Source organism: Actinacidiphila polyblastidii, from assembly GCF_036353415.1.
In the GTDB taxonomy this organism is placed as follows: Bacteria; Actinomycetota; Actinomycetes; order Streptomycetales; family Streptomycetaceae; genus Actinacidiphila; species Actinacidiphila polyblastidii.
In genome coordinates this window covers 45,467-72,087 of record NZ_JAZEWV010000034.1, presented here as the reverse complement: position 1 = coordinate 72,087, position 26,621 = coordinate 45,467, and the positions used below count along the sequence as shown (strand labels likewise).

24 protein-coding genes are annotated in these 26,621 nt (G+C 75.0%); 9 read left to right on the top strand and 15 right to left on the bottom strand.

The genetic code is table 11. The features are described from left to right. Window positions 1–51: 51 nt before the first annotated feature. The 8 genes from V2S66_RS28140 to V2S66_RS28105 all read right to left on the bottom strand — a co-directional run bounded on the left by V2S66_RS28140 (window position 52) and on the right by V2S66_RS28105 (window position 9,901). Window positions 52–741, bottom strand: coding sequence for a hypothetical protein (locus V2S66_RS28140; protein WP_330799526.1), 690 nt, complete (start codon window positions 739–741; stop codon window positions 52–54). A 141-nt stretch (window positions 742–882) separates the two neighbouring features. Continuing rightward, entirely contained in the window at window positions 883–2,565 is a 1,683-nt protein-coding gene (locus V2S66_RS28135) for a hypothetical protein (protein ID WP_330799525.1), read from the bottom strand. Between the two features lie 160 nt (window positions 2,566–2,725). After that, window positions 2,726–4,393 carry a hypothetical protein gene (locus tag V2S66_RS28130; protein ID WP_330799524.1) on the bottom strand — a complete coding sequence of 556 codons (1,668 nt, stop codon included), beginning with the start codon at window positions 4,391–4,393 and terminating at the stop codon, window positions 2,726–2,728. Window positions 4,394–4,504: 111 nt separating this feature from the next. Beyond that, a complete protein-coding gene (locus tag V2S66_RS28125) occupies window positions 4,505–5,299 on the bottom strand; it encodes a type III pantothenate kinase (RefSeq protein WP_330799523.1) in 795 nt (264 codons plus the stop codon). 6 nt (window positions 5,300–5,305) lie between these two features. Further along, entirely contained in the window at window positions 5,306–6,304 is a 999-nt protein-coding gene (gene nadC / locus V2S66_RS28120) for a carboxylating nicotinate-nucleotide diphosphorylase (protein WP_413966505.1), read from the bottom strand. Between the two features lie 23 nt (window positions 6,305–6,327). Then, complete coding sequence (locus tag V2S66_RS28115) at window positions 6,328–8,169, bottom strand: L-aspartate oxidase (RefSeq protein ID WP_330799521.1); 1,842 nt, start codon at window positions 8,167–8,169, stop codon at window positions 6,328–6,330. Further along, window positions 8,166–9,011, bottom strand: a complete 846-nt coding sequence (gene panC / locus V2S66_RS28110; RefSeq protein ID WP_330799520.1) for a pantoate--beta-alanine ligase — start codon at window positions 9,009–9,011, stop codon at window positions 8,166–8,168. The genes V2S66_RS28115 and panC overlap by 4 nt, the downstream gene beginning before the upstream one ends. Further along, on the bottom strand, window positions 9,008–9,901 hold the full coding sequence (locus V2S66_RS28105; protein WP_330799519.1) for a Rossmann-like and DUF2520 domain-containing protein: 894 nt from the start codon (window positions 9,899–9,901) through the stop codon (window positions 9,008–9,010). Before V2S66_RS28105 ends, panC begins: the two co-directional genes overlap by 4 nt. Before the next feature lie 478 nt (window positions 9,902–10,379). On the opposite strand from V2S66_RS28105, the gene V2S66_RS28100 reads away from it, so the two are divergent. Genes V2S66_RS28100 through V2S66_RS28090 form a run of 3 tightly spaced genes read left to right on the top strand, consistent with a single transcriptional unit; the run spans window position 10,380 to window position 13,356 of the window. Beyond that, complete coding sequence (locus V2S66_RS28100) at window positions 10,380–11,582, top strand: sensor histidine kinase (RefSeq protein WP_330799518.1); 1,203 nt, start codon at window positions 10,380–10,382, stop codon at window positions 11,580–11,582. A gap of 55 nt (window positions 11,583–11,637) precedes the next feature. After that, window positions 11,638–12,330, top strand: coding sequence for a response regulator transcription factor (locus tag V2S66_RS28095; protein WP_330799517.1), 693 nt, complete (start codon window positions 11,638–11,640; stop codon window positions 12,328–12,330). Between the two features lie 54 nt (window positions 12,331–12,384). Next, window positions 12,385–13,356: a quinone oxidoreductase family protein gene (locus V2S66_RS28090; RefSeq protein WP_330799516.1), complete on the top strand. Its 972-nt coding sequence runs from the start codon at window positions 12,385–12,387 to the stop codon at window positions 13,354–13,356. An 87-nt stretch (window positions 13,357–13,443) separates the two neighbouring features. On the opposite strand, the gene V2S66_RS28085 is transcribed toward V2S66_RS28090, so the two are convergent. Then, the gene (locus tag V2S66_RS28085; protein ID WP_330799515.1) at window positions 13,444–14,646 is read right to left on the bottom strand and encodes a threonine aldolase family protein; all 1,203 of its coding nucleotides are present in this window, start codon (window positions 14,644–14,646) and stop codon (window positions 13,444–13,446) included. 121 nt (window positions 14,647–14,767) lie between these two features. Continuing rightward, window positions 14,768–16,414: a diguanylate cyclase CdgB gene (cdgB, locus tag V2S66_RS28080; RefSeq protein WP_330799514.1), complete on the bottom strand. Its 1,647-nt coding sequence runs from the start codon at window positions 16,412–16,414 to the stop codon at window positions 14,768–14,770. 307 nt (window positions 16,415–16,721) lie between these two features. Between cdgB and V2S66_RS28075 the strand changes: the two genes are divergently transcribed. Beyond that, entirely contained in the window at window positions 16,722–17,234 is a 513-nt protein-coding gene (locus V2S66_RS28075; protein WP_330799531.1) for a flavin reductase family protein, read from the top strand. Window positions 17,235–17,273: 39 nt separating this feature from the next. Here the strand turns inward: V2S66_RS28075 and arfB are convergent, their stop codons facing one another. After that, window positions 17,274–17,699 carry an alternative ribosome rescue aminoacyl-tRNA hydrolase ArfB gene (gene arfB / locus V2S66_RS28070; protein ID WP_330799513.1) on the bottom strand — a complete coding sequence of 142 codons (426 nt, stop codon included), beginning with the start codon at window positions 17,697–17,699 and terminating at the stop codon, window positions 17,274–17,276. 137 nt (window positions 17,700–17,836) lie between these two features. Here arfB and V2S66_RS28065 point away from each other — a divergent pair, with 137 nt between their 5' ends. From V2S66_RS28065 to V2S66_RS28045, 5 genes are all read left to right on the top strand, one after another. After that, complete coding sequence (locus V2S66_RS28065; RefSeq protein ID WP_330799512.1) at window positions 17,837–18,412, top strand: TerD family protein; 576 nt, start codon at window positions 17,837–17,839, stop codon at window positions 18,410–18,412. Window positions 18,413–18,498: 86 nt separating this feature from the next. Beyond that, entirely contained in the window at window positions 18,499–18,987 is a 489-nt protein-coding gene (locus V2S66_RS28060) for a hypothetical protein (protein WP_330799511.1), read from the top strand. A gap of 178 nt (window positions 18,988–19,165) precedes the next feature. After that, entirely contained in the window at window positions 19,166–19,621 is a 456-nt protein-coding gene (locus V2S66_RS28055) for a tellurite resistance TerB family protein (protein ID WP_330799510.1), read from the top strand. A 41-nt stretch (window positions 19,622–19,662) separates the two neighbouring features. Then, window positions 19,663–20,823 (top strand): helix-turn-helix transcriptional regulator, encoded by a 1,161-nt coding sequence (locus V2S66_RS28050; protein WP_330799509.1) that lies wholly within the window; start codon window positions 19,663–19,665, stop codon window positions 20,821–20,823. Then, window positions 20,820–21,857 carry a helix-turn-helix transcriptional regulator gene (locus V2S66_RS28045; protein WP_330799508.1) on the top strand — a complete coding sequence of 346 codons (1,038 nt, stop codon included), beginning with the start codon at window positions 20,820–20,822 and terminating at the stop codon, window positions 21,855–21,857. The genes V2S66_RS28050 and V2S66_RS28045 overlap by 4 nt, the downstream gene beginning before the upstream one ends. 427 nt (window positions 21,858–22,284) lie before the next feature. On the opposite strand, the gene V2S66_RS28040 is transcribed toward V2S66_RS28045, so the two are convergent. From V2S66_RS28040 to V2S66_RS28025, 4 genes are read right to left on the bottom strand one after another with little or no spacing between them, the layout of a single operon-like run. Further along, on the bottom strand, window positions 22,285–23,157 hold the full coding sequence (locus tag V2S66_RS28040; protein ID WP_330799507.1) for a DUF1295 domain-containing protein: 873 nt from the start codon (window positions 23,155–23,157) through the stop codon (window positions 22,285–22,287). Further along, window positions 23,154–24,500, bottom strand: a complete 1,347-nt coding sequence (locus V2S66_RS28035; RefSeq protein ID WP_413966503.1) for a class I SAM-dependent methyltransferase — start codon at window positions 24,498–24,500, stop codon at window positions 23,154–23,156. The genes V2S66_RS28040 and V2S66_RS28035 overlap by 4 nt, the downstream gene beginning before the upstream one ends. After that, window positions 24,497–25,249: a DUF1365 domain-containing protein gene (locus V2S66_RS28030; RefSeq protein ID WP_330799529.1), complete on the bottom strand. Its 753-nt coding sequence runs from the start codon at window positions 25,247–25,249 to the stop codon at window positions 24,497–24,499. Before V2S66_RS28030 ends, V2S66_RS28035 begins: the two co-directional genes overlap by 4 nt. 26 nt (window positions 25,250–25,275) lie before the next feature. Next, complete coding sequence (locus V2S66_RS28025; RefSeq protein ID WP_330799506.1) at window positions 25,276–26,538, bottom strand: NAD(P)/FAD-dependent oxidoreductase; 1,263 nt, start codon at window positions 26,536–26,538, stop codon at window positions 25,276–25,278. Window positions 26,539–26,621: the final 83 nt, after the last annotated feature.

Below are 26,621 nucleotides of genomic sequence, written 5' to 3'. Positions count from 1 at the left end.
GGCGGCCCCCCGGGGGCCCGCCGGGGCCCGCGGGTCGCCTCCGTGCGGGGGTCAGGCGCTGCGCGCCGTCTGGCCGGGCTTGGGCGTGCGGCGGTGCGGCGGCCAGATCTCCGCGGGCGTGGGGGTCTTGCGGCCGGGGTCCTGCGGCTCCGCGGGGTCCTGCGGCTCCGCGGGGTCCTGCGGCTCGGGCCGCCCGCCCGGTTTCGGCTTCGCGCCGGGCGCGGGCGCCGGGGCCGGCGCCGGCTTGTCGGCGAGCACCGGAAGGGTGAGCAGTCGGCGCGGCGCGGGCATGTGGGCCTCCAGTCGCTGTCGTACGTCGTTCTCCGCGAGGGTCTCGCAGCGGTGCAACAGGGCGGTGCGGCGCAGGTGCTCGGGCGTGCCGCTCGGCTGTGCGCGCAGCCGGCGCAGCGCCGCCAGGTCGTCGGGACCGGGGACGTGCCCCATGTCGAGCGCCGTGTCGAGCCGTTCCAGGTAGCCGGCCGCGCCGCCGGGCAGCGCTTCGCGGTAGCGGCGCAGTTCGGCCAGCAGGAAGCCGCGCATCCTGTCCGACTCCTGTGCGGCGTCGTCGACGGCCTGCGCGAGCCGCAGGTAGTCCTGGACGTGTTCCGCGGGGCGGGGCACGAACGCGGGCGCGAGGCCGCCGCGGCTGGGGTGCAGCACCTCGGCCAGTGCGCGCCGCAGCACGCGCAGCTCCTCCGCGCTGAACGCCATTCCGCCTCGGGTTCCGTGGGGCGTGGGCATGAAGGGACTTTAAGTGCTAAGAGGACAAACTTCGCGCAATACGGTATACGCGGTGCGTCGCCCCTGGCTCCCTCGCCCGGCGCGCGTCGCCCGCGGCCGGTGCGGGTCCTCCCCCGCCGCCCGGCCGCGGTGCGCGGCCGCTCAGCCGCGCCTGCGCACCGCCACGACGACCCCCGCCCCGGCGAGCAGCGCCGCCGCGGCGAGCCCCGCGGCCATCGGGGCCGCGTCCGCTCCGGTGGCCGCCAGACCGCCGCCGCCGGTCGAGGCGCTGCCCCCGGTCGAAGCGCCGCCGCTGGACGCGGAACCGCCGGACGCCGAGCCCGTGCCGCCTGAGCCCGTACCGCCTGACGCCGCGCCGCCGGACGCGGAGCCGCCCGCCGAGGCGCCGCCCCCCGAGGCGCCGCCGGAGGCCGCGCCGCCGGAGGTGGAGCCGCCTGAAACGGCCCCGGTGACCCGCACGGTGATCGGCGCGACGTCGTTCGCGTGGCGGGTGTCGCGGCTGGGCACTCCGGTCGGCTGGACGACCCGCACCTGGCCCTTCGCCCCGGCCACCGCCCGGTCGACGCGGATCTGGAAGCGGTAGACGTAGCTCTCGCCGACCCCCAGCGCGTCGTGCAGGTCGCAGTGGTAGGCCGGCGCGTTCCTGCGGGGCGAGCACATCCACTCGTGCTCCTCGCCGTCGTCGTCCGCGGAGAAGACCGACAGGACGGTCAGCCCCTGGGGCATGGTGACGTCGAAGCCGCCGCCGGGGTTGGCGTTGATCCGCTCGTAGCCGCCGGGGCCTGCGTTGCGCACGCCGAACGGGACCATGACCACGTCTCCCGGCTTGCCGCTGACGGTCCCGCCGATCGCCTGGAAGTCGGCGTGCTGGGTGGAGCCGACGCCGAGGGTGCCGGTGTTCCGGGTGAGCCCGGCCAGGCCCACCGGGGTGAGGCCGAGCGCCGGGCCGGTGCCCGTCTCGGGGTAGCGGGGGCCCGGCCCGGGGCCCGGGTCCAGCAGGTCGACCGTGGACTGCGTGTCGCGGGGGAACACCAGGTACGACACGACGCCCTCCATCAGCGACCGCGAGGTGCGGAAGGAGATCGGCGCGGAGGGCGCGTAGGCGGTGCCCGGCGCGATCTCCTGGTCGAATCCGCACCAGTAGGACGCGCTGCCGCTCGTGGCGTAGTGGCAGTTGCCGTACCGGGGGCCGGTCAGGTCCATCGGGCCCGAGGTGAAGAAGAGCACCTGGAAGCCGCCGCTGGTGGTGACCTCGCCGCTGTTGCCGAAGGACGGCGTGAAGGACACGTCGCTGCCCGGCGGCAGCCCGTCGCGCTGCGGGTACGCCTGCGTCACCAGGTGCGGGCGGCCGATGACCGCGTGCATCACCCGGGTGGCCGACGGCGCGTCGGAGGCGGTCACCTTCAGCCCGATGTCGGCGGCGAAGCCGACCGGCGCGGAGGGCAGCGGGGTGAGGGTGAACGGCGCGGTCACGCTCTGGATGCCGTACAGCGTGCCGCGGTCGCAGGTGACGACCATGCCGCCGGCGCCGCCCGCGGTGCAGCCGTAGTCGAGATCGCCGACGGTGACTTTGCCGGCCAGCGCCGAGAGGTCGATGGTGACCTCGACGTGGTGGGCGGGGTTGCCGCTGCCGCCGTGGGGACCGTCGTCGTCGGCCGCGACGAACGCGAACTGGAAGCGGCTGTCGCCGTCGGGCGCGCTGTGCGCGGTCGGAATGTAGTACCGGTCCGCCGCTCTGAACGTGAAGGTGAGGCCGGCCGCGTGCGCGGGTCCCGCGCCGGCGAGCACCGCCGTCCCCGCCGCCAGCCCGGCGGCCGCCGCCACCGCCCCGACCCTCCTGAGGAGGCGGGCCGTCCCGCCCCCCGCCGTGCCGCCGCGTCGTCTCCACAGCTCCATCGGAGCCCTCCGTTCCCCCGTGCGAGGTGGTGCCTGGTGGTACGTGGTGGTGCCGCCGCGCCGTCACGGCGCCGCGGCACCGGGGCCGTCACGCCGCGCCGCTCCTGCGGCGGCGGACGGCGACGAGGACGGTGCCTGCGGCGAGGATCAGCGCCGAGGCGCCCACGATCAGCGGCACGTCGATCGGGCCGGTCGCGGCGAGGTTCCCGGTGCCGCCGTCCGCGCCGCCCGCGGACGCCGCGGCGGACGCGCCGCCGCCGCTGCCCCCGGACGTGCCGCCGGCGCCGCTCGTGCCGCTCGTGCCGCCGGTCGCGGAGCCGCCGGACGACGAGGCGCCGCCCGCGCCGGAGTGGCCGCCCGCGCCGGACCCGCCCGCCGCGGCGCCCCCGCCGGCGCCGCCGGTGATGTCGGTGATGTCGGTCGTGACGACGGCGGTGTTGTTCGCCTGGTCGGGGTCAACGGTGGTGTCGGTCGGCGTGAAGAGGGTGCCCGTCGCCCCCGGGACCCGCTTGTCGAGGTGCACCAGGACGTACGCCCCGAACGGCTCGGAGCCGAACGGGCATGTGGCGGTGCGGCCGCCGGACGCCGGGGCGCAGTACACCTCCTCGCCCTGGTAGACGTCGCTCGCGTCCAGCGCGCGCACGCCCGCGGGAAGGGTCAGCCGCTGCGGCGGCTTGACCCAGTCGTCGCCGGCGTGCTTGTCGTTGACCGGTTCGGGCACCTTGAACCGCAGCGTCTGGCCGACCGTGCCCTTGATTTCGAAGCCGACCGCCGCGTAGTCCACGTGGAGGCCGCCGACCGGCACGAAGTGCTCCGAGCTGGAGGCCGCGTCGAGCAGCGAGCCGCCGTCGATCGCGCTGAGCCCGAGCTGCCCGCCGGTGCCGTGCGCGGCGCCGGCGCCGAGGCCGCCGTACTCCGGGGCGTTCCCGGTCGGCCAGACCGCGTAGCCGACGTCGAAGCCGAGCAGCGCGGCGGAGCCGTCGAAGGAGAAGGCGCCGTCGGTGCGGAACGCCGCCCCGGGCGGCAGGCGCACGTCGAAGTCGCACTCGGCGGTCGTGGGCCGGCTCAGGGAGTTGTAGCGGCAGTTGCGGTAGGTGCCGGCCATCGGGACCTGCGACGTGACGTGGAGGGTGACGCCCTGGGTGACGGCGACGTCGCCGTGGTTGCCGAACTCCGGGGTCACCGCGGCCGTCTGCGAGGTCATCTGGGTGGTGCCGCCGCGCGCGGTGGCCAGCCGCGGCCGGCCGATCACGACCTGCGTGCTGCGGGTCTCGGTCGGCGCGTTGTCCGCGGTGACGGTCAGCATGATCGAGCCGGCCGCGCCGACCGGCGTGCCCGCGGTCGCGGTGAGCGTCAGCGGGGCCAGGTCGGTGCGCTGGTAGAAGTCCCCGAGCGGGCAGGTCACCACGAGGTCCTGCCGGGTGCAGCCGCTGTCGTGCAGGCCCACGTCCACCGCGCCCCGCAGCGAGGAGAGGTCGAGGACCGCGGTGACGTTCTTCAGGTCGGTCTCGTCCCCCGAGCCGTCCGCGCTGCCCGTGGCGAGGGCGACGGAGTACGGCGGGACGTAGGCCGTGTCGCCGTGCACCGGCACGAAGTACGACTGCGGCAGGTCCATCACCGCGATCGACAGCTGGTCGGCCGCGCCCGCCGGCGACGCCGCCGCGCCCAGCCCGAGCACCGTCAGCGCCGCCGCGGCGAGCCACGCGGAGACCGTCCCGGAGGCCCCCGCCCGGTACCGCCCACTCCTCGACCGCATCACCGCGGCCACCCCCCTCGTCCGTTCCTGTGACTGACAAGACACGGCGGTGGCGGGTTTGGTTGTACGGCCCGCAGGGCAGTTGGCGCCGGTTGCGGGAGGGTCAGGCGGTCACGTGGTGGAGACGTTCCGCTCGTAGACCAGCCGCAGGCCGATGAGGGTCAGCCACGGCTCGTGCTCGTCGATGATGGACGCCTCGCCGAGGACCAGCGGCGCCAGGCCGCCGGTGGCGATGACGGTGACGTCGTCCGGGTCGTCGGCCAGTTCGCGGGCCATCCGCTCGGCGATGCCGTCGGCCTGCCCGGCGAAGCCGTACAGGATGCCGGACTGCATGGCCTCGATGGTGTTCTTGCCGATGACGCTGCGCGGCCGGGCCAGTTCGATCTTCCGCAGCTGCGCGCCGCGCACGCCGAGGGCGTCCACCGAGATCTCGATGCCCGGTGCGATGGCGCCGCCCACGTACTCGCCGCGGGCCGACACCGCGTCGAAGGTCGTCGCGGTGCCGAAGTCGACGACGATGCACGGGCCGCCGTACAGGTGCACCGCGGCCAGCGAGTTGATGATCCGGTCGGAGCCGACCTCCTTCGGGTGGTCGACCAGGATCGGCACGCCGGTCTTGATGCCGGGCTCGACGAGGATCGACGGGACGTCGCCGTAGTAGCGGCGGGTCACCTCGCGCAGCTCGTGCAGCACCGACGGCACCGTCGAGCAGATCGCGATGCCGTCGATGCCGTCGCCGAGGTCGCCCAGCAGCGGGTGCATGCCCATCAGTCCCTGCAGCAGCACCGCCAGCTCGTCGGCGGTGCGCCGGGAGTCGGTGGAGATCCGCCAGTGCTCGACGATCTCCTCGCCGTCGAACAGGCCCAGAACGGTGTGCGTGTTGCCGACGTCGATGGTGAGCAGCATCCGCCTCTACGCTTCCGCTCGCAGGTCGAGGCCGATGTCGAGGATCGGGGAGGAGTGCGTGAGGGCGCCCACCGCGAGGAAGTTGACGCCGGTCTCGGCGTAGGCGCGCGCGGTCTCCAGGGTCAGCCGGCCCGAGGACTCGAGGAACGCCTGGCCGCCGACGACCGCCACCGCCTCGGCGGTCTCGGCGGGGGTGAAGTTGTCCAGCAGGATCAGGTCGGCGCCGGCGTCCAGCACCTCCCGCACCTGGTGCAGGGTGTCCACCTCCACCTCGATGGCCAGCCCCGGGAACTCCTCGCGGACCAGCTTGAACGCCTGGGCGACGCCGCCGGCCGCGATCACGTGGTTGTCCTTGACCAGCGCCGCGTCCGACAGCGACATCCGGTGGTTGACGCCGCCGCCGCAGCGCACCGCGTACTTCTCCAGCGCGCGCAGGCCGGGGGTGGTCTTGCGGGTGTCGCGGACCTGCGCGCGGGTGCCCTCCAGGACGTCCGCCCAGGCGCGGGTCGCGGTGGCGATGCCGGACAGCCGGCAGAGCAGGTTCAGCGCGCTGCGCTCGGCTGTCAGCAGGTCGCGGGTACGGGCGCGTACCGTCAGCAGCCTCTGCCCCGCGGCCACCCGGTCGCCGTCCTCGACGTGCCGCTCGACCTCGAACTCGTCGGTGCAGACCACGGACAGCACCGCCTCGGCGATGTGCAGGCCGGCGACCGTGCCGGCCTCGCGGGCGGTGAAGTCGCCGACCGCGCGGGCGTCCTCGGGCACCGTCGCGACCGTGGTGACGTCCACGCCCTGGTCGAGGTCCTCCTCGATCGCCAGGTGCGCGACGTCCTCGACGTGGACGGGGTCCAGGCCGGCGTCGGCCAGCAGCTCGGCGAGGCCCGGGTCGAGACCGCACTCCAGCGGGTCGAGGTACTCCTCCTCGTCGCCGCAGGCACAGCCGTCGCCGCAGCCGCCGGCGGCGGACAGCTCGGCGGGCGGGCCGATCGTCGGCAGGGGCAGGGAGATGGGCTGGGGACGGTCCGGGGTGGTCACGAAAGCTCCTTCGAAACTGCTGCGCTGTGGTGCGTGCGGTGATGCCTGACGTCGTCGGCCGCGGCGTCGGCCCCGGGCGCGGCCGCCCTATCATCCCCGATCCCGGCGGGGCGTGTGAGGGGGAACCCCGGCCCTTCGGTGGTCCGCAGGTCCAGCGTCCGGTACGGGGTGAGCCGGACCACCAGGTGCCGCCGCCAGCCGTCGTCGTCGCGGTCCGGACGGTCCTCGCGCCAGTGGCAGCCGCGGGTCTCCTCGCGCCGCCGCGCGGCGGCCACCAGCACCCGGGCGACCAGGCCCAGGTTCGTCGCCTCCCACGTCTCCACGCAGGGCTCCGCGGTCTTGCCGTCCCGGTCGTACGCCTCGACCGCCGCGGTGTGCAGCCGCTCCAGAGCCCCGGCGGCGACCGCCAGGCTCTCGGCGCTGCGCAGCACCCCGGCGCCGGCGCTCATGATCCGCTGCACCTCGAAGCGGGCCTCGGAGGCCAGCAGCGGGCTGCCCGCCGGGGCGGGGACGACGGGCGCGCCGGGCGCGGCCGCGGGGTCGGCGCGGAAGGAGTCCAGCACCGCCAGCACGTCCACGGCGATCCGCTCGGCGAAGACCAGGCCCTCCAGCAGCGAGTTGGACGCCAGCCGGTTCGCGCCGTGCACGCCGGTGCAGGCGACCTCGCCGCACGCGTACAGCCCGGCGACGGTGGTACGGCCGTGCAGGTCGGTGCGGACCCCGCCGGAGGCGTAGTGCGCGGCGGGCGCGACCGGGATCGGCTGCGTCACCGGGTCGATGCCGTGGGCGCGGCAGGCGGCCAGGATCGTCGGGAAGCGCTGCTCCCACATGGCCGCGCCGAAGTGCCGCGCGTCCAGGTACATGTGCTCGGCGCCGGTCTCCTGCATCCGGCGCATGATGCCCTTGGCCACGATGTCGCGCGGGGCCAGCTCGGCCAGCTCGTGCTGCCCGGCCATGAACCGCACGCCGTCGGCGTCCACCAGGTGCGCGCCCTCGCCGCGTACCGCCTCCGAGACCAGCGGCTGCTGGCCTTCGGCGTCCGGGCCGAGCCACAGCACCGTCGGGTGGAACTGCACGAACTCCAGGTCGCTGACCTCGGCCCCGGCGCGCAGCGCCAGCGCCACGCCGTCGCCGGTGGACACCGCGGGGTTGGTGGTCGCGGAGAACACCTGGCCCATGCCGCCGGTGGCCAGCACCACGGCCCTGGCGCGCACCGCGCCGACCCCGTCGCGGGCGCCGGCGCCCATCACGTGCAGGGTGACGCCCGCGGTACGGCCGGCGTCGTCCGTCAGCAGGTCGAGCACCAGGGCGTTCTCGACGAACTCGATGTTCGCCTCGCGGACCGCCTGGATCAGCGCGCGGGAGATCTCCGCGCCGGTCGCGTCGCCGCCGGCGTGGGCGATACGGCGGCGGTGGTGGCCGCCCTCGCGGGTGAGCAGGATGGCGCCGCTGCCGGCGTCGGTGTCGAAGCGGGCGCCGGTCGCGATCAGCCGGCGCACCGCGCCGGGGCCCTCGGTGACCAGCGTCCGCACCGCGTCCTCGGCGCACAGTCCGGCGCCGGCGACCAGCGTGTCGTCGAGGTGCTGGGCCGGGGTGTCGCCCTCGCCGAGTGCGGCGGCTATGCCGCCCTGCGCCCAGCGGGTCGACCCGTCGTCCAGGTGGGCCTTGGTCACGACGGTGACCTTCGCGCCGGCCGCCGCGCAGCGCAGCGCCACGGTCAGCCCGGCGACGCCGGAGCCGACCACGACGACGTCCGCGTCGGTGACCCAGCCGGGCGCCGCCGCGAACAGGCGTATGCCGGTGCCGGCGGGGATGTCGTGGTTGCCGATGGCCGTCATTCGGGGGCTCCGAACTCCAGGGGGATGTTGTCGATCAGGCGGGTGCCGCCCACTTTCGCGGCGACCGCGAGCACCGCGGGCCCGGTGTGTGCCGGGCCGGCCTCGGTGAAGTCCGCGGGGTCGATGAGCGCGACGTAGTCCAGCGCCACCGGCGGTTCCGTCACCGCGGCGTGGTCGAGCACCGCGCGCGCCGCTCCGACGGCGGCCTGCGGGCCGCGCGCGGCGGCCTCCCGGCCGGCGGCCAGGGCGCGCGACAGCGCGCGGGCGCTGACCCGGGCGGCGTCGTCGAGGTACCGGTTGCGGCTGGACAGCGCGACGCCGTCGCCCTCCCGTACGGTCGGCACGCCGACGATCTCCACGGGGAAGTCCAGGTCGCGGACCATCCGGCGGATCAGCGCGAGCTGCTGCGCGTCCTTCTCGCCGAAGAACGCCACCCGCGGCCGGGTCAGGTGCAGCATCTTGGCGACGACGGTGAGCATGCCGTCGAAGTGGCCGGGGCGGGACGCGCCCTCGAACCGCTCGCCCATCGGGCCGGCCGAGATCCGCACCTGCGGCCGGCCGCCGGGGTAGACCTCGGTCACGTCCGGCGCGAACACCACGTCCGCGCCGGCCTCTTCCGCGAGCTTCACGTCCGCGTCCAGGGTGCGCGGATAGCGGTCCAGGTCCTCGGCCGGGCCGAACTGGAGCGGGTTCACGAAGACCGTCACGGTGACCTGCCCGTCCCCGGCCCTGGCGCGGGCGACGCGGATCAGCTCGGCGTGGCCTTCGTGGAGGGCGCCCATCGTCATGACCACGGCAGCTGCCGGGGGCAGGTCGCGGGCGTGGCGCACGGTCGCGGTCATCGGGTCCCCTCGTCGGCGAGGGCGCCGAGCAGCGCCTCCGCGTACTCCGCCTTCAGCATGCCGTTGGCCAGCGCACGGTCCGCGGTGGCGCGGGCCATCGCCACGTACGGGGCGACGGTCCCCGGGGCGTGCGCGCGCAACTGGGCCAGGTGCGCGGCCACCGTGCCGGCGTCGCCGCGGGCGACCGGGCCGGTCAGGGCGGCGTCGCCGGAGCGCAGCGCGTTGTCCAGCGCGGCGCCCAGCAGCGGGCCGAGCATCCGGCCCGGCTCCGCGACGCCCGCCGCCGTCAGGACGTCCATCGCCTGCGCGACCAGCGTGACCAGGTGGTTGGCGCCGATCGCCAGGCCCGCGTGGTAGAGCGGGCGGGCCTCCTCCGCGACCCACTCCGGCTCCCCGCCCATCTCGATGACCAGGGCCTCCGCCGCCATCCGCAGCTCCTCCGGCGCGGTCACCCCGAAGGTGCAGCCGGCCAGCCGCTCCACGTCCACGGCGGTGCCGGTGAAGGTCATCACCGGGTGCAGCGCCAGCGGCAGCGCGCCGGCGCGCAGCGCCGGGTCGAGCACGGAGGCGCCGAAGCGGCCCGAGGTGTGCACCAGGAGCTGGCCGGGGCGGACCGCGCCGGTCTCCGCGAGACCCTTCACCAGGTCGGGCAGCGCGTCGTCGGGAACGGTCAGCAGGACCAGGTCCGCGGACTCCAGCACGGCGCGCGGCTCGACCAGCGGCACGCCCGGCAGCAGGGCCTCGGCGCGCCGGCGCGAGGCGTCGGAGACGCCGGAGGCGGCGACGGGGTGGTGGCCCGCCCTGCCGAGCGCGGCGGTGAGCGCCGCGCCCACGCGCCCTGCGCCCACGACCCCCACGGCCAGCCTTGCCGGCCTGTCCTCCACGACCACTGTGCCTCCCGGGCTCGGGCCTTCTCGTCAATCCTACGCGAAGGCGCTGGGCGCTGAGCCTGTGAGGACACGTGACCCGGCCCACGTGCTTTCCCCGGCCCGCCCGTCCGTGGTGGGCCCCGCCCCTCCCCGGACCTTCCCCCGGTGGTGGGTTGCTCGCGCAGTTCCCCGCGCCCCCGAAAGGCCCGCACGCGGCGGGGCGGCCGCGCCCGCTCCCGGACCTCCCCTTCGCGCGTCCCGGCGGGTGGCGCCTCTGGAGTGGGCGCCCTCCGCCTGCGGGGCGAGCCCCGAAGGGGCGCGGGGAACTGCGCGACCAGCCACCCACCCGGGGGAAGGTCCGGGGACGGGCGCGGGTGGCGCGGACGGGCGGGGGCGCGGGAACCCCAAGGGCGGGGGGACCGGCGTCCACCTTGGGGCGTAGGGGAGATCGCTCTGGGGTCTGACCCCGGCACGGGTTCCCGTGCCTACGCTGGGTTATGTGCAGCGCGTCTACGAACTCCTCCGCCGACACCCGACGTGGGTCGACAGCTTCTGGGCCGTCGTCCTGCTCATGGGATGCGCTGCCTGGATCCTGATCGACCAGTCCGTCTCGCTCGCCGTGAAGATCATCGCGGTGCCGCTGAGCTGCGCGCTCGCCGCCGTCGTGGCCCTGCGCCGCCGCGCGCCCGAGCGCATGCTCGTGGTGGCGGTGGCGGCCGGCCTGGCGCAGCTGGCCTTCAACGTGCGGACGAACCCGGGCGACGCCGCGTTCCTGGTCATCATCTACACCTGCGCCAGCAACGGCGCGCGCTGGTCCTCGCGGCTCGCGCTGACCGCGGGTCTGGCCGCCGCGCCGCTGTCGATGCTGCGCTGGCCGCCGAACGACGAGTACGACACGATCTGGACGACCCTGCTGCAGACGTTCTTCCTGACGGTGATCTTCGCGCTGTCGTGGGTGGTCGGCGACCGGCTGCGCACCCGGCGGGCGTACTACGCGGAGCTGGAGGAGCGGGCCACCCGGCTGCACCGGGAGCGCGAGGCGCAGTCGAAGGCCGCGGTGGCCGCCGAGCGCGCCCGTATCGCCCGCGAGCTGCACGACGTGGTGGCGCACAACGTCTCGGTGATGGTCGTGCAGGCCGACGGCGCCGCCTACGTGCTGGACGCCACGCCGGACCAGGCCAAGCAGGCGCTGGCGACGATCTCGGCGACGGGCCGCCAGGCGCTGGCCGAGATGCGCCGGCTGCTGGGGCTGCTGCGGGCCGGGGACGACGCGGGCGGCGAGTACGTGCCGCAGCCCGGTGTGGACCAGCTCGCCGATCTGATCGACCAGGTGCGCGGCGCGGGCCTGCCGGTGCGGTTCGAGGTGGCGGGCGACGCGCGGCCGCTGTCCAGCGGCGTCGAGCTGACCGCGTACCGGATCGTGCAGGAGGCGCTGACCAACGTGCGCAAGCACGGCGGCGACGGGGCGAGCGCGAGCGTCCTGCTGGGCTTCGGCGACGCCGCGCTCGACCTGCTGATCGAGGACGACGGGCGCGGCGCGCGCCGCGAGCAGTACGCGCAGGGCGGCCAGGACGGCCTCGGCCAGGGCCTGATCGGCATGCGCGAACGGATCGGCATGATCGGCGGCACCCTGGACGCGGGCCCCCGACCCGGCGGCGGCTTCCGGATCAGCGCGGTGCTGCCCCTGAAGACCGGCCGCTGAAGACCGCCCACCGCAGACCGGCCACCCCACACCGCCCCCGAGGAAAGGACCTCCCATGGCGATCCGCGTCATGCTCGTCGACGACCAGGTGCTGCTGCGCACCGGCTTCCGGATGGTGCTGGCCGCCCAGCCGGACATGGAGGTGGTCGCGGAGGCGGGGGACGGCGCGGAGGCGCTGGAGGTGCTGCGCGGCACCCGGGTGGACGTGGTGCTGATGGACGTCCGCATGCCGCGCCTGGACGGCGTGGAGGCCACCCGCAGGATCTGCGGCGACCGCACCGCGGACGACGGCGGCCCCCGGGTGCTCATCCTGACCACCTTCGACCTGGACGAGTACGCCTTCGCCGCGCTCAAGGCGGGCGCCAGCGGCTTCATGCTCAAGGACGTGCCGCCGGACGAGCTGCTGACCGCGATCCGCGCCGTGCACAGCGGCGACGCGGTGGTGGCGCCGAGCACCACCCGGCGGCTGCTGGACCGCTTCACCCCGATGCTGCCGGGCGGCGGCGGCGAGCAGCAGCACAAGGCCAAGGAGATCGCCCGGCTCACCGAACGCGAGCGCGAGGTGCTGCTGCTGGTCGCTCAGGGCCTGTCCAACGGGGAGATCGCCCGGCAGCTGGTGCTGTCGGAGGCCACCGTGAAGACCCACGTCGGCCGCATCCTGACGAAGCTCGAACTGCGCGACCGCGTGCAGGCCGTCGTCCTCGCGTACGAATCCGGTCTGGTACGGGCCGGCGGGGGGAATTTCTGAGCGGTGCGCCGCGTCCTGGGGTATGAACGGACAGAACGTCAGGGGGAGTACGGCATGCGCGCGATCGTCTTCGAAGAACTGGGCGGCCCCGAGGTACTGCGGGTCGTCGACCTCCCGGAGCCACGGCCGGGACCCGGCGAGGTGTCCGTCGACGTGGCCTGGGTCGGCGTCAACTTCGCCGACATCCTGGCCCGTTCGACCGGCTACCGGGTGGAGGGGCTGCCCTTCCACCTCGGCCTGGAGGTGTCGGGCCGGGTCCGCGAGGTCGGCGCGGACGTCACCGGGTTCGCGCCCGGCGACGAGGTCGCCGCGTTCATGGACGGCGGCGGGTACGCCGAGGTCGCCGTGTCGCCCGCGGCCACCGTCTTCCGCATACCCGAGGGTGTCGGCCTGCGCGCCGGCGCGACGCTGCCCAGCGTGCTGCCCACCGCTTACGCGCTGCTGCACGAGGTCGGGCGGCTGCGCGAGGGCGACACCGTCCTGGTGCAGGGCGCGGCCGGCGGCGTCGGCACCGTGGCGGGCCAGCTGGCCCGGATGGGCGGCGCGTCGGCGGTGTACGGCGTGGTCTCCCGCCTCGACAAGGCCGAGCACGCCCTGAAGTCCGGTTACGACCAGGTCTTCGCCACCGCCACCTTCGACACGGACGTGCTGGCGGCGACCGGCGGGCGGGGCGTGGACATCGCGCTCGACCCGGTCGGCGGCGAGACCTTCCGCCGCACCCTCGCGGTCCTCGCCCGCTTCGGGCGGCTGGCGTCCTTCGGCAACTCCGGCTCCTCCGAGCCCTGGACGATCGGGCCGGCGGAGACCTATCCGCTGGCGAAGTCGGTCGCCGGGTTCTCGATCCTCGGCATGGCGGCCGCCGACCCCCAGCGGCTGCGCGAGATCGCCGAGAAGGCGTTCCGCACGGTCACCGAGGGCGGCGTGGAGCTGCCGGTGAGCGCCGAGTTCGCGCTGGAGGACGCGGCGCAGGCACACCGCCTGGTGGAGTCGCGCACCAGCACGGGGAAGCTCCTGCTGCGGGTCTGAGCGCCCGGCGCGCCCCTTCCGGCCGGCGGGCGCAACCCCCGCCCGGCCCCTCGCTCAGACCCGCCCGGCCCCGGCTCGGCGCCGCGCTCAGCGCGCGTCCTGCGCGCCGCCGGGCGGCTGCTCGGCGAGGACCTCCGCGACGTGCCGGGCGAAGTGCCCGGCCGCCTCGCGGACGTCCGCGGGCGTCCACTCCAGCGCGCTCGCGGCGATCGTCACCTCGATCATCGACAGCCCCGGCAGCCCCGGCTCGGAGAACGGCGCACGGCCGAAGAGGCTGACGCCGCTCTGCTCGGCCTGGCGCACCGCGGCCTCGTCCAGCACCGCCGCGGGATAGGGCAGCCACAGCTGGAACTGGTGGGTGTGCGGCCGCTCCGGATGGACCCGCGGCCACTCCAGGCCCGCGTCGGCGAGGCCCTCGCGCAGCGCGGCGGCGAGCGGCCCCGCGCACTCCACGTACGAGGCCAGGCGCGGCAGTTCGGTGCGCAGTCCGACCAGCGCGGCCAGCGCCGCGGGGAACTGCTGGAAGAGCATCCCGCCGTAGCGGTGCCGCCAGGCGCCGGCCTCGGCGATCATGTCGGCGGAGCCGGCCAGCGCCGCGCCGTACAGGCCGCCGAGTGACTTGTAGAAGCTGACGTAGACGCTGTCGGCGAGCGCGGCGATCTCCGGCAGCGGCCGGCCGAAGTGCGGGGTGCACTCCCAGAGCCGGGCGCCGTCGAAGTGCACCACGGCGTCGCGCTCGCGGGCTGCGGCGACCGTGGCGGTCAGCTCCGCCCAGCTCGGCAGCACGTATCCGGCGTCCCTGAGCGGCAGTTCGAGCATCAGCGTGCCGAACGGCTCGTCGAGCTCGCGGACCTCGTCGGCGGACGGCAGCCGGGGCTCGGTCGTCGGGTGCACGGTGCGCAGCCCGGTGAGCGAGGTCAGCGCGCCGCGCTCGTGCACCTCGGGGTGGGCGAGCGGGTGCAGGGCCACCGTGCCGATGCCGGTGCGGCCCGCCCAGACCCGCAGGGCGACCTGCTGCGCCATGGTGCCGGTCGGGAAGAACGCGGCGTCCTCGGTCCCCAGCAGCTCGGCCGTGGTGCGTTCCAGCGCGCGGACGGCGCCGGTCCCGTACTGGTCGGGGTGGTCGTCCAGGTCGTACACCGCGGCGCCGTCCGCGGCCAGGCGGGCGAGCGTCTCGCGCATCGGCGGCCGGAGGGCGCCGCTCAGCACCCGCTCGCTGGCGGCCGCCGCGGCGTTCCGCCGCTGCCTCGTCCGCTCGACCGCGTCGGGCTGAGCGCCGTACGTCGCCATCCGTGTTCCCTCTCCCTCGCCGGCCCGTCCCTTCCCGCATCCTGCCGCACGTCCGGCGGGGCGTCACGCGCGTATCCGGGCGGGCGCGCCCCGGGCTCGGGCGGCGGGGGCGGCCGGGGGGTCAGCCGGCGCGGCGGTGGTTGGGGCGGGTGGAGCGGCTGCGCTTCTCCACATACATGCGCTGGTCCGCGCAGTGCAGGACCTCTTCCGCGGTCATCCCGCAGCCGGCCCAGCCGATGCCGAAGCTGGCGCCGACCCGCACCGCGCGGCCGTCGACGCGGATCGGCGGGATGATCGCGTTGCGCAGCCGGACCGCGAGGTCGCTGGCGTCGGCCGGCGCGAGGCCGTCGGCGAGGACGACGAACTCGTCGCCGCCGAGCCGGGCGACCGTGTCGCCGTCGCGCACCGCCCCGGTGAGCCGCCGCGCCACCTCGATCAGCACGGCGTCGCCGGTGTGGTGGCCGAACCTGTCGTTGATGGACTTGAAGCCGTCGAGGTCGCAGAAGAGCACCGCGAGGCCCTTGCCGGGCGAGTCGTCGGTCTCGTCCGGCGCGACGGTGTGGGTGTGCGAGTCGAGCGCGCCGAGCGGTGCGGCGAGTTCGTCGGGCCCGTAGCCGTAGCTGAAGGCGAACTCGTCCAGGCCGGCGGTCTCCTCGGCGAGCGCGGCCGCGTCCTTGTCCTGCGGCCGGTTGCACAGCCGCGAGGAGAGCCGGGCGCGCAGCTCCGCGCTGTTGGGCAGGCCGGTCAGCGAGTCGTGGCTGGCCCGGTGGGCGAGCTGCAGTTCGCGGCTCTTGCGCTCCTCGATGTCCTCGACGTGGGTGAGCAGGAACCGCGGGCCGTCGGCGGTGTCGGCGACCACCGAGTTGCGCAGCGACACCCACAGGTAGGTGCCGTCGCGGCGGGCCAGCCGCAGTTCGGCGCGGCCGCCCTCGGCGGAGGTGCGCAGCAGCAGCCCGACGTCCTCGGGGTGCACCAGGTCGGAGAAGGAGTAGCGGCGCATCGTGGAGGCGGAGCGGCCGAGCAGCCGGCACAGCGCGTCGTTGGCGCGCAGCAGCTTGCCGTGCTGGTCGCCGCCCATCTCGGCGATGGCCATGCCGCTGGGCGCGTACTCGAACGCCTGCCGGAAGCTCTCCTCGCTGGCCCGCAGCGCCTGCTGGTCGCGCTCCAGGCGGACCAGCGCGCGCTGCATGTTGGCGCGCAGCCGGGCGTTGCTGATCGCGATGCCCGCCTGGAAGGCGTACATCTGGAGGGCCTCGCAGCCCCACGGGCCCGGGTGGCGGCCGCTGGTGGGCCGGTCGACGGAGATCACGCCGATCAGCTCGCTGCCGACGGACTGCGAGGCGTGCATCGGCGCGTAGAGCCGGTCGCCGGGGTGCCATTCGTCGGGGAACCGGGGCAGCGGGCCCTCGGTGTGCCACTGCGGCACGTCGTCGTCGATCAGCACCCAGCCCTCGGTGTGCGGGATGAACCGCAGGCTGCCCCAGCGCTCGCCCATGGTCAGCCGGCGTTCCCAGGACGCGCGGGAGCCGACCCGGCCGGCCAGCAGCGCCTCGCCGGCCGCGCTGCCCGCGAAGGCGGCGACCACGAGGTCGCCGTCGGGGCGCACCAGGTTCACCGCGGCCAGCTCGTAGTTCAGGCCGCGCACCACCCCGTCCGCGACGGCCTGCAGCGTGTCGGCGAGGCTGCGCGCGGTGTTGAGGTCCGCCACGACCTGGTGCAGCTGACGCAAGGTCGCGAGACGGACATACGGCTCCGACTCGGTGTCCATGGCCCTCTCCACGCCCTCGACTGCTGGCTCCCCGTGCGTTGGATCAGATGCTTTCGTAATTCACACTCTTCCAATTACACGCCACTGAATCACAGGGTGCTGCGCGATCGGTACACAGGGTCAACAATTCCCGGTCCTTGTGACTCAAGTCACACCATCAGGTGAGCAGTTGAGCACAGCCCGTGGTCCTTTCGGCCTAGGACCCTGCGCTGCGTGGTTGCGACCCGGGCCCGATGCCCGGGTTCCCACCGCCCCGTACCGTGGAAGCGTGCTTCAGACTCCGCCGGGACGGCATCCTGGGACCATCATGCGCCAGACCGTCAACACCGATGACTTCCGCGCCGCCATGACCCGCCTCTCCGCCGGCGTGGTCCTCGTCACCGCGCACGACCCCGACGACGGCCCGCGCGGCGAGGACGTGGGCATGACCGCCACGGCCTTCATGTCCGTGTCCCTGGAGCCGCCGCTGGTGCTGGCGAGCGTCCGGGTGGGCTCGCGGATGGACGAGCTGCTGGAGCGCCAGCCGCGCTGGGCGGTCTCCGTGCTCAGCGAGAGCCAGCGGCACATCGCCGGGCGGTTCGCGATGCGCGGCCGGATCAGCGACCGGCTGCTGTTCGAGGACATCTCCTACTACCGCGGCGAGCAGTCCGGCTCCCCGGTCCTCGGCGGCGCGCTGGCGATACTCGAGTGCGAGACCGAGCAGCGGGTCCCCGCCGGCGACCACACGCTGATCCTCGGCCACGTGCTGACCGCCCGCACCCCCAGCGCCGAGGGCGGCCCGCTCAGCTACTTCCGCGGCCGCTACCGCTTCCTGGCCTGACGCCGCACCGCGACACCGCGGAGATCCGCCCGACAGGCCCTAGTCCCAGCCGCCGCTGCGGCCCCGCTTGGTCTGCGCGCGCTGCTTCTTCACCTGCAGCCGGCGCTCATTGACGCCGCGCGGAATCCTGGTGGCCCTGCGGGCCTTCGGTGGCGGCGCGGTGGCCTGCGCGAGCAGTGCGGCCAGCCGGGCCGCGGCCACCTCCCGGTTCCGCCACTGGGAGCGGTGCTCCGAGGCGCGCACGGTCAGCACGCCGCCGGTCAGCCGGCCGGCCAGCCGCTCCAGCGCGCGCTCCTTCCACACCGGCGGCAGGGCCGCCGTGGCGCCCAGGTCGAACCGCAGCTCGACCTGGCTGTCGCTGGTGTTGACGTGCTGGCCGCCGGGGCCGGAGGAACGCGAGAAACGCCACATCAGCTCGGCCTCCGGGACGGAGACCGAGCCGCGGATGACGAGTGGCCCGGACATGCCTCCATGATCCCGCCCGCACGCCCGTTCGTCACGGGGATTTCAGCCACGGAGGGAACCATGGCGGGGGCCCTCCGCGTATGGACGGATGACGGTAGTTTCGTCGGCGACACCTACGACACAAAAGGGGACTTCCCATGGCGGTAAGCCTGACCAAGGGCGGCAACGTCTCGCTGACCAAGGAGGCGCCGGGCCTGACGGCCGTGACCGTCGGCCTCGGCTGGGACGTCCGGACCACCACCGGCACCGACTTCGACCTCGACGCCAGCGCCATCGCGGTCAACGCGACGGGCAAGGTCTACTCGGACGGCCACTTCGTCTTCTTCAACAACAAGCAGAGCCCCGACCAGACCATCGTGCACACCGGCGACAACCGCACCGGCGAGGGCGAGGGCGACGACGAGCAGATCAACGTCAACCTCGCCGCGCTGCCCGCCGACGTCGACAAGATCGTCTTCCCGGTGTCCATCTACGACGCCGAGAGCCGCAGCCAGAACTTCGGCCAGGTGCGCAACGCCTACATCCGCATCATCAACCAGGCCGGCGGCGCCGAGATCGCCCGCTACGACCTGAGCGAGGACGCGGCCACCGAGACCGCCATGGTCTTCGGCGAGCTGTACCGCAACGGCGCGGAGTGGAAGTTCCGGGCCGTCGGCCAGGGCTACGCCTCCGGCCTGGTCGGCATCGCCGGCGACTTCGGCGTGAACCTCTGAGCATGCCCGCCGCATTAGCGGGAGGCGGAGGGGCCGCCGCGCCCGCGGGCGCGGCGGCTGTCCCCGCGTCTGGCACCATCGGCCGGGTGATCGACCTCGGATACGCCCTCTCCCGCCGCTTCCCCGACCCGCCGCAGACCGACTACAGGACCGCCGACGTGAAGGCGCTGCGGCACGACCTGTTCTGCGGCGACGTCTACCTCGCCGAGGGCGAGCGGGAGCTGTCCACCGCCTGGGGGTGGGTTCCGGTGCTGGACTTCGCGTGGGCGCTGTGCGCGATCGTCGAGGAGCTGGACCGCGACCCCAGGGGCGGCCGGGCGGCCAGGCCGCAGTACGCCGAGTTCGACTTCACCGAGTCCACCGACCGGCTGCGCTTCGTGCGGCGCTTCGGCCACGTCGAGGTGACCGCGGACTGGCTGCCGGACGAGCGCCCGCTGGTGCTGCTCCACACCGAGCTGCGCCGCGAGTCCCGCGACTTCCTGCACGACCTGCTGGCCGACCTCACCGACATGCACGAGGGCCTGGCGGACAACCCGGCGGTCTGGGACCTGCTGGCCCGCCACCCGCGGATCTGAGATGCGGACGCCGCGGTGGGACCGCCGACCGGGGCCGCGCCCGAGGCCGCGGTACGCACCTGTGTTCGCCGAGAGCGAACGTTCTGGCGCGCCGGTGCTTGGGAACTGCTCTACCCTCGCCGAGAGTTACCGGACCGGACGACCCGTCCCGTACCGAACTGCTCCGAGGAGAGACGCCATGGCCCTGTGGGACCGCTTCAAGGAATCCGCCCAGAGCATGCAGACCCAGCTCACCGCGAAGAAGAACGACCTGAAGAGCGGGGCCTTCCGGGACGCGAGCATGGCGATGTGCACCCTGGTCGCCGCCGCCGACGGCTCGGTGGACCCCGCGGAGCGGCAGCGCGTCGCGAGCCTGATCGGCACCAACGACGTCCTGCAGAACTTCCCGGCACTGGACCTCCAGCGCCGTTTCGACGACTACCTGACCAAGCTCACCTCGGACTTCGACTTCGGCAAGGTGGCGATCCTCCAGGAGATCGCCAAGGTCCAGAAGAAGCCCACCGAGGCCCGTGCGGTCATCCAGATCGGTATCGTCATCGGCGGCGCGGACGGCGTCTTCGACAAGTCCGAGCAGGCCGTGGTGCGTGAGGCGTGCTTCGCGGTGGGGCTCAACCCCGCGGAGTTCGACCTGTAGGCGAAAGTCCGTGAGTCGGTGAGGTTTCGGAGGGCCGTCTGATGCCGGGCGACGACGAGTTGGCGCTGGCGATCTACCAGGCGCTGCGCGCGCACGGCGGCTTCGCCTCGGAAGCGGAACTCGGCAGGGCCGCGGGGGTCGACGGGGAGCAGGTCCGCCGCGGCCGCCGCCGGCTGGAGGAGCTGGGCCTGCTCCAGCACGGCGACGGCCTGCTGGAGCCGGTCGAGCCGGAGACCGCGCTGCTGCGCACCATGACCGCCTACCAGGCCAGCGCGGCCCAGCAGGCGAGCGCCGCCGCGTCCCTCCAGCAGCTGACCGACGCCCTGATGTCCGTGTACCGGCCGGCCGTCGCGGGCGACACCTCGCAGGTCGAGGTGGAGTTCATCACCGGCAGCCGGCGCAAGGGCCGCACGCTGAGCGAGCTGGACGCCACCTGCCGCCACGGCGTGGACTCCATGCACCCCGGCCCGATGCCGCACGCCTCGGTGCTGGAGGCGTCACTGGAGCGGGACGAGGTCACGAAGGCCCGCGGCATCCGGCTGCGCTCGATCTATCCGCTGGCGCTGCTGCAGAACCCCCGCTACGTCCGCTACCTGCAACGGCTCTCCGACGTCGGCGCCGAGGTGCGGCTGCTGGACCACGCGCCCTGCGACATCCTGATCCACGACCAGTCCACCGCCTGCCTGCCCGCCGCCCCCGGCACCCTCGGCGGGCCGATGCTGCTGGTCCGCGGCACCGCCCTGGTCCGGGTGATGAGCGGCTTCTACGAGGACTTCTGGCTGCGCGCCACCTCCCTGGAGCAGGCACGGGCGGCCGCGGACGGCGGCGACTCGGTGGCCGAGCTGACGCCGCAGGAGCGGACCGTCATCCGGCTGATGGCCGGCGGGCTGAGCGACGACCAGATCGCCCGCAAGACGGGCGTCCACCGCCGTACCGTCCAGCGGACCGTCGCCAAGCTGATGGAGCGCCTGCACGCGTCGAGCCGCTTCGAGGCGGGGCTGAAGCTGGCGCAGAGCCCCGAGTTCGCGCGCACCCTGCGCGTCGGGTCCGCCGCGCCGGGCCCGGCCGCCGGCCCCACGCCGGCCGGTCAGCACCCCGACGACCAGCACCCCGCGGACCGGCACCCCGCCGAGCAGCCCTCGCCCGACCGGCCCTCCGCCGGCTCCGACGCTGAGGCGCACGCCGCCGGGAGGTCCGGATGACGCAGGACGAGGAGGAGACGGCCCTCGCCGTCTACCAGACGCTGCGCGACCGCGGCGGCTTCAGCTCCGAGGAGGAGCTGAGCCTGGCGGCCGGGCTGACGGCCGGCCAGGTCAGGAGCGGCCGCCGGCGTCTGGAGCACCTGGGCCTGGTCGAGGTCAAGGAGGACCAGCTCGTCCCCGTCGAGCCGGACGCCGCCCTGGTGCGCACCATGGAGGCGCACCGCGCCGGCGCGCTGGAGCAGGCCCGCAGGGACGCCGAGGCGCACGAGGTGTGGCGCTCGCTGATGAGCGTGTACCGGCCGGTGGCGCACCGCGAGGCGTCCCAGGTCGAGGTCGAGTACCTGACCGACCGGCGGCGCAAGAACCGCGCGCTGGTCAGTCTGAACGCGATGACCCGGCGCTTCTCCGACTCCATGCACCCCGGCCCGATGCCGCCGATGGCGCTGCTGGCCGAGTCGCTGCGCGAGGACGCCAAGCTCGTCGACCGCGGGGTCCGGGTCCGCGCGATCTATCCGCAGTCCCTGCTGCAGAGCCCCAAGTACGCCCGCTACCTGCACGATCTGACCGCGCTCGGCGCGGAGGTCCGGCTGATCGGCCACGCCCCCTGCGACCTGCTGATCTTCGACCGGTCCTACGCCTCGCTGCCGGCCGACCCCGACGACCGCAACGGCCCGATGCTGCTGGTCCGCGGCAGCGCGCTGGCCACCTCGTACGTGGCCTTCTACGAGGACTTCTGGCTGCGCGCCGTCCCGTACGGGGCGGCGGCCGCGGACGGGCCGACCGGCGCGACCGGGCTGACGGCGCAGGAGCGCACGGTGGTCCGGCTGCTGGCGGGCGGGCTGAGCGACGACCAGATCGCCCGCAGGATGGGCGTTCACCGGCGTACCGTCCAGCGCACCGTCGCCAAACTCATGGAACGCCTCCACGCGTCGAGCCGCTTCGAGGCGGGCGTCAAGCTCGCCCAGGACCCGGCGTTCGCCCGCGCGTTGCGGGCGCCTGCCCAGGTCCCCGTCGAGGCGCCGGGCCCCCCGTGAGCCCGGACACCCCCCCGAGCCGGGACGCGCCGCCCGTTCCCGCCCCCCCAGGTCGGGAACGAACGGCACCGGGGGTGGGAGCCGACGGGCCTTGCCGGCCCCCACCCAGTCGAACAGCGTCCCCCCCGGGAAACCGGGCGAGCATGCCGGTTGTATCGCCGTTCGACAACCTGGCCGCGACGACTCGGGGGAGCCGCGACCAGGAGCACCTCGCGGTGCCGCGGCACTCTCGGTAGGCGGGGAGTTACGCCGTGAGCGGGCCGCATCTGATTGGTACCCGACACAGGCGCTGCGTGCCTAGTCGGTCACCGCGCGCCGAATACGCTCTCGACGCGTCGAATACCTATCCGACCTGCGGATTTCGTTGATCGAAAAGCGCTGTGTCCAAAAAGGGACACGTACCAATGTGGACAGCCGGGAGCGCTCTTCAGCCGCCTGCGTGCCCCGCGCGGCGGCCGCGCAGCCGCGCGTACCAGGACGGCGGCAGCGGGACGAAGCCACTGGTGCGCTCGGCGTAGGCGCGGTAGCCGGGGCGCTCGGCCATGTGCCGCTCCAGCAGGCGCTTGCCGCTGCCGAAGATCAGCAGATACGACATGAGGAGCGGCGCGGGCGCCGCGACGGCCGCGGACTGCCAGGCGCCGCAGGCCATCAGGTACAGGCCCCACCAGACGAGGAAGTCGCCGAAGTAGTTGGGGTGCCGGGTCCAGGACCACAGGCCGCGGTCCATCAGCCGGCCCCGGTGCGCGGGATCGGCGGTGAACCGGGCCAGCTGGCGGTCCCCCACCGCCTCGCAGGCCGTGCCGGCCGCCCACACCGCCGCGCCCGCGGCGGCGAGCGCCCCTGCGGACCCGCCCGCGTACTGGCCCGCCTGCACCGGCAGCGAGATCAGCCACACCAGCGCGGCCTGCAGCAGGAAGACCTTCCGCAGCGCGTACCACTTCCGGCCGCCGCGGGCCCTGGCGAGCATCTTCTCGTAGCGGGCGTCCTCGCCCCGGCCCCAGCCGCGGCGGGCGATGTGCACCGCGAGCCGCAGCCCCCACACCGCGGTCGCCGCGGTGAGCAGGGCGCGGCGCACGGGGTCGCCGTGCCCCGCGGACGCCGCGCAGCTGGCGGCGGCGACCGCCGCGAACGCCAGGCCCCAGGCGGCGTCCACGTACCGGTACCGGTCCCTGGCCGAGGCGACCGCGAAGGTGGCCAGCATGACCGCGAGGGCCGCGGCGGCGCTCCACCCCAGGTTGGCGGCGAAGGCCGCCCACGGGTAGCCGCCGGCGCTGTCCAGCCCTTCCGCGGCCGTGCTCACCGCGCCTCTCCCGGCCCCGGCGCGGCGGTCAGCAGGAGCTGCCGCACGTCCAGGTAGCCGGCCCGGAAACCGGCCTCCGCGTAGGCGAGGTAGAACTCCCACATCCGCCGGAAGACGTCGTCGAAGCCCAGCGCGCGGACCTCCTCGGCGCGTCCGGCGAACCGCTCGCGCCATATGCGCAGCGTCTCGGCGTAGTGCGGGCCGAAGGCGCTGTCCTGCGTGACGCGCAGGCCGTGGCCCGCGGCGGCCCCCTCCAGCGCGGTCATCGAGGGGATCAGGCCGCCGGGGAAGACGTACTTGTCGATCCAGGTGTGGGTGCGGGCGGTGGCGAGCATCCGGTCGTGCGCCATCGTGATCGTCTGCAGGGCGATCCGCCCGCCGGGGGCGGTCAGCCCGGCCAGCGCCCGGAAGTACACCGGCCAGTACGCGGCGCCGACCGCCTCGACCATCTCGACGCTGACCACCGCGTCGTACCGGCCCCCCAGCTGCCGGTAGTCGCGCAGCTCGACGGTGACGCGGTCGGCGAGGCCGGCCGCCGCGACCCGGCGCGCGGCGAGGTCGCGCTGCTCCTCGGAGAGCGTGACGGTCCGCACCCGGGCGCCGCGGTGCGCGGCCCGCAGCGCCAGCTCGCCCCAGCCGGTGCCGATCTCCAGCAGGCGGGTGCCCGGCCCGACCGCGGCGAGGTCCAGCAGCCGGTCGATCTTGTGCCGCTGGGCGTCCGCCAGCTCGTCCCACCGGGCGGGCAGCCCGGCGAACAGCGCGCTGGAGTACGTCATGGTCTCGTCGAGGAAGAGCGCGAACAGGTCGTTGGACAGGTCGTAGTGGCGGCGGATGTTCTCCTTCGCGCCGGCCGGGGTGTTGGCCTGCGCGAGCGGCCTGCGCCGCGCCCACAGGCCGCGCAGCCGCTGCAGGCCCGCCGGGACCAGCTCCGTCGCGTGCGCGGCGAGGACAGTCAGCACGCCGACCAGGTCTCCGGCGGCCTCCGGGCCGTCGCCGGGGCCGGCGTCCCACTCGCCCGCCATGTAGGACTCGCCGAAGCCGATCAGCCCGGCGGCACCGATCCGCCGGTGGAACGCCTCGGGGTCGCGCAGCCGCAGCACAGGACCGCCGTCCCCGGTCATGGAGCCGTCGGGGTAGGCCACCCGCAGCGGCAGGCCGTCCAGCGCCCGCCGCAGCAGCAGCCGGGCGGTCGCGGTGCGCACCGCGGAGGCGCGCGGCAGCCGCGCCACGTCGGGCCAGCGCTCCGGATCGGTCGGCCGGGGGACGGCCGGGGCCGGGGCGGACCGGACCGGGGGCGGGGCCGGGGCCGGGGCGGCGGCGGGGCCGGTGGTGTGCGGGTTCACGACATCCCTTCCTGGCGTGTGTGGGCGGGCCGGGGCTGGACGGGCAGGCGGCGCAGGTACAGGCGCAACCCGTGCAGCCGGATCGCGGCGGACACCGCGAGAGTGGACAGCGGGTGCCGAACCGCCGCCGCCACCAGCGACGGTACGGTGGCCGGCCGCCGCTCGCCGCGCAGCGTCGCGGTGAACGGCGCGGCGCCCTCGCGCTCCAGCCGCACCGTCACCGCCAGCCTCCTGCCGGGGGCCGGCACGCGCATCCGGTAGGCGCCGTCGACCGGGAAGAACGGCGAGACGTAGAGCTCCTTCGGCACCCGCGCCCACCCGGCCGGGTCCGGCCGCAGCAGATAGCAGTGCCGCTCGCCGTACGTGTTGTGCACCTCGGCCACCACGCACACCGGCGCGCCCGCCCGGTCGTGGCACCAGTACAGCGTCAGCGGGTTGAAGACGTACCCGAGCACCCGGGCGTGCGCGAGCATCAGCACGCGGCCGCCGTCGAGCCGCACGCCCCGCGCGGCCAGGTAGCGCTCCAGCGCGGGCCGCAGCGGCTCCCCGGTGCCGGCGAAGTGGTCGCGCGGATCGAACCGGGCCAGGGCGCGCAGCGGGCGGGGCAGCACCGGCAGCCGGTCGACGTCGACGAGCCACATGTACGTGCGGAACCGGAAGGCGTGCCGCACCGGCCGGGTGCGGGCGTGCGCGACGACGCACTCGTACAGCGCGGGCGTCGCCGTGCCGCGCGGCCGGGCCGGCCGCACCCCGCGCCCGCTGCCCGCGCGGGCCCTCACCACCGCACCCCCAGCGCCGCGGCGGCCGCGGCCCCCGACCGGCAGCCGTCCTCGTGGAACCCCCAGCCGTGGTAGGCGCCCGCGTACGCGGTCACGCCGGTGGTCAGCCGCGGCAGCTCCTGCTGCGCGGCGACCGACCGCGGGGTGTAGAGGGGATGCTCGTACGTCATACGGGCCAGCACGCGGCTCTCGTCGACGCGTCCGGCGGCGTTCAGGCTCACCACGTGCTCCTGCGTCGCCGGCAGCCGCTGGAGGCGGTTCAGGTCGTAGCTGACCAGGACGCCTTCGGGGGACGCCGTGCACGAGGGCATCAGGTAGTTCCAGGAGGCGCGGGCGCGGCGCGCGGACGGCAGCAGCGAGCCGTCGGTGTGCAGCAGCGTCTCGTTGCGCGAGTACGTGAACGCCCCCAGGACCCGCCGCTCGTCCTCGGTGGGGTCGGCCAGCATCCGCAGCGCCTGGTCGGGGTGGACGGCCAGGACCACCGCGTCGAAGTCGTCCGTCACGCCGTCCTCGGTGGTGACCCGGGCGCCGTCCGCGCTCCGGCCGACCGCGCGGACCGGCGCCGCCGTGCGCGGCGCGGCCAGGTGCTCCGCGACGCGCTCGACGTACCGCGCGGACCCGCCGGTGACGGTCCGCCAGCGCGGCGACCCGGTGACCGACAGCAGCCCGTGGTGGTGCAGGAAGCGGAAGAGGTGGCCGGCCGGGTGGCGCATCGCGGCGTCCGGGGCGCAGGACCACACGGCGGACACCAGCGGGACCACGAAGTGCCCGACGAAGTACGGCGAGAACCCGCCGCCCCGCAGGAACGAGCCGAGGGTCTCGGTCTCCGCGCGGCCGGAGTCCAGGGCCTCGCGGGCCGCCCGGTGGAAGGCCGGGACCTGCGCGAGCATCCGCAGGTAGCGTATCCGCAGCACGCTGCCCGGCCGCGCGAACAGCCCCGCCGGGCCGCGCGCGCCCGCGTACTGCAGGCCGCAGCCCTCGCAGCGCACGGACATGCTCATCTCGGACTCCTGGGTGGCCACGCCGAGTTCGCCGAACAGCCGCAGCAGCGTGGGATACGTGCGGTCGTTGTGGACGATGAAGCCGCTGTCGACCCCCAGCACCCGTCCCCCGGGGTCGGCGATCCGATGGGTGTGCGCGTGGCCGCCGAGGCGGTCGTCCGCCTCGAACAGGGTCACGTCGCTGGTCCGCCGAAGCAGGTAGGCAGCGGTCAGTCCCGCCACCCCGCCCCCCACCACGGCTGTACGTCGCCGGTTCACTCTGCTCCTGGCCCTCCGGTGGTGGCCTCGCGGCGCGCGGCGCGAGGCCCTGTCACTGGTGGTTCGCCGCCGCGGCCCTCGCG